The organism is Rhodococcus sp. APC 3903 (assembly GCF_030407755.1).
GTDB lineage: Bacteria > Actinomycetota > Actinomycetes > Mycobacteriales > Mycobacteriaceae > Rhodococcus_F > Rhodococcus_F erythropolis.
In genome coordinates this window covers 1-2446 of record NZ_JASDCV010000072.1, presented here as the reverse complement: position 1 = coordinate 2446, position 2446 = coordinate 1, and the positions used below count along the sequence as shown (strand labels likewise).

General features: G+C 56.0%; 2 protein-coding genes. One reads left to right on the top strand and one right to left on the bottom strand.

Annotated elements, in window-relative coordinates; translation table 11 throughout:
- Positions 1-605: 605 nt before the first annotated feature.
- Complete coding sequence (locus QMA15_RS32520; RefSeq protein WP_290289278.1) at positions 606-1601, top strand: GGDEF domain-containing protein; 996 nt, start codon at positions 606-608, stop codon at positions 1599-1601.
- 304 nt (positions 1602-1905) lie between these two features.
- Here QMA15_RS32520 and QMA15_RS32515 read toward each other — a convergent pair whose 3' ends face one another.
- On the bottom strand, positions 1906-2202 hold the full coding sequence (locus QMA15_RS32515; RefSeq protein ID WP_290289277.1) for a hypothetical protein: 297 nt from the start codon (positions 2200-2202) through the stop codon (positions 1906-1908).
- Between the last annotated feature and the right edge of the window lie 244 nt (positions 2203-2446).

Here is a 2446-nt window from a genome sequence, read left to right as displayed (position 1 = left end):
TTCGATCTCGGATTTCACCTGATCTCGAACCTTGTGAATGGATGATGTTGTGGCACTACATCCGGTCAAATACTGCAATTTCACGGAATGACCAGCAGCACTAGTCCATGTCACATCTAATGCAATGCAATGCAATGCAACGGAATGAAGAGCTGTGGGCATAACCAGATAGGTAACTGGAGTATTGCCAGTTCGCATCGGGGCTTCCGCAAACCGAAGGAGAGCACATTGCCCGCCAGGCCGGGTGCAGCGAAGCCTCTCTACCGCACTGAACAACTCACGCCTCACCCGGAGGGTGTACGGGCAATCCTCTATGAGGGTAGTGTCGCCCTCGTGCCCCTGACTGACTGTGTGACCCGCCTCAGGTGATATGCAACTCTCGGTTGCCGACGAAATGGGGCAAACGCTCAGACATTCCGCCATCCGTGTGCCTGCACAGAGTGCCCGGGAGGGCTTCCGCCCCCGTAAGTGCGTGGTGGCGTGTCATTCCTGTTTTTGTTGCAAGTAGCGGGATTATAAGCTTATGGGGCCCATGGGGACCAAGATCAACTACAGCGGTTGTCATCATTACGATTATCCTACTGTCGACTGTTCCAGTTGCAGTTGTGATAAGTCGACACCCGCCGCGCCCCGCCTGGGAGGAGCTGAAAAATAGTCAGCTTACCTACAACATCATATTGCTGGCTTATGCAGATATCGGCATTACTTCCGTTTTGACTTGCTATCTTGAATCTTCGGCGTCAATGTACGGTACTGCACTTTTCAGTTTAATCGGAGTGTATGCAGCCTTCTTTGTATCCCGAACTTTCCTTGCATACCATGGAATGTTTGTCTTATTGGTAATATCGATTTTCTCTACGAAAGCCCTACTCTGCGACGGGATTTACTATAACGATCCTCCCGCCATTTTGTCTCGCGCGGCCGTATCGATCGTCGCCTCTATAGGAACGATCGTGCTAATGGCCAATCTCACGCGAAGGATGGCCGATTCCTTCAAGATATACAACCATGAATTGACAATGGACCCCCTAACGAAATCCCTGAATCGTCGGGGATTATATCAGCACATTGGGTCGATGCTAAATCGCGAAAATGCGACAATCGTTTTCATCTCTTTCGATGTAGACAATTTCAAATCCATCAACGACACCTATGGACACGCGCGAGGAGATGAGGTTTTGTCCCGACTCGTAGAGCGCGTGCACGCTGTGGGCGGGCCGGCGATGACGCTCGGGCGCGTAGGCGGAGAGGAATTCGTCGTGGCAGTCGATTGCGAGTGGGGAGAGGCCGTCGAGCTTGCCTGTCGGATACGCGCTGCGGCCCATTGCCCTGGTGATCATCCTCCCATCACAATCAGCGTCGGACTCGGATGGCCAGTTCAGTACACGAAGACTGATTTTCTGCACGATACGCAGATGGGCGGATCGACGGAAGAGGATCGCCAAATGCATAATCCCGAGAAATGGTTGGATGGATTCCCTTCGGAAGTCTGGCGTTCCATTCAACAGGGGATCGATGAAGCTGACACTGCGATGTACCAAGCGAAGAGAAACGGGCGAAACATGGTCTGTTCGGTCCTGGGCGAAGTACTTGACCCGTAGCTTCGGGCGTGCACAAGCGGGCCCTGGATTCTGACCAATTCACCTGCAACGCATGCTGCCCGCCATTTTCCGTAGAGTCGGTTGGTGGAACGCGTACCGCATAGCACGCGATGAAGGTAGGTGGCGGGCGGGCGCTGAAACCACTCAACCCGCTTTCAGTGCTCGGCGCTAGTGGAACAAGACTCCGACCCCGCCCGGAACAAGACAAACAGGAGCCGCGACTTCTCGGTGAGCTGGCCTCCTGCTTCTTGAGACAGCGCCAAACAAAAGCATCATCCGTCCGATTACTGCGTGCCTGCAACGACTACGAGCGGTGTCCGACCACCGAGAATTCATCACCGTGCCGAGCCCTCATTGCCTCGACGAGCACGTCGATCGAGGCCAGAAACTCCGCTGGCGGCGTGGTCAGGTCGAGGGCGTGGCAGTAGATGGTGATGTCGGCGCCGCCAACCTCGACCGCATGGGAAGCGGTGTCGCCTTTCGCGTAGATCAGGTGGCCTTCGCGTAGTCCGAGTGCGGTGCAGTACGCGGTCAGTTGGTATATGTCCGCGTCCGGCCCCCTCTTGCCGGCAGGGATCGTTTTGTACTTGGCGTCGATCACCGCCACAGGCTTGTCGTCGCTGTCGTACCAGGTCAGGTCAGGTTCGATCGCGGGCGGTGCGGCCGTGATCGAGGTAGCGTGTCGGGCCGGATCCGGGGCGCACTCCGGCGCTGCCGCGGCTGGCGATCGCAGCAGCGGCGGTGGTCATCAGGAAATCCTGAAAACACTGTCCACATGTCGAGGACGAAACCTCGCACGACGACAGCCCCGATACGGTGCTCGATGGACCGATGCTCGATGATCA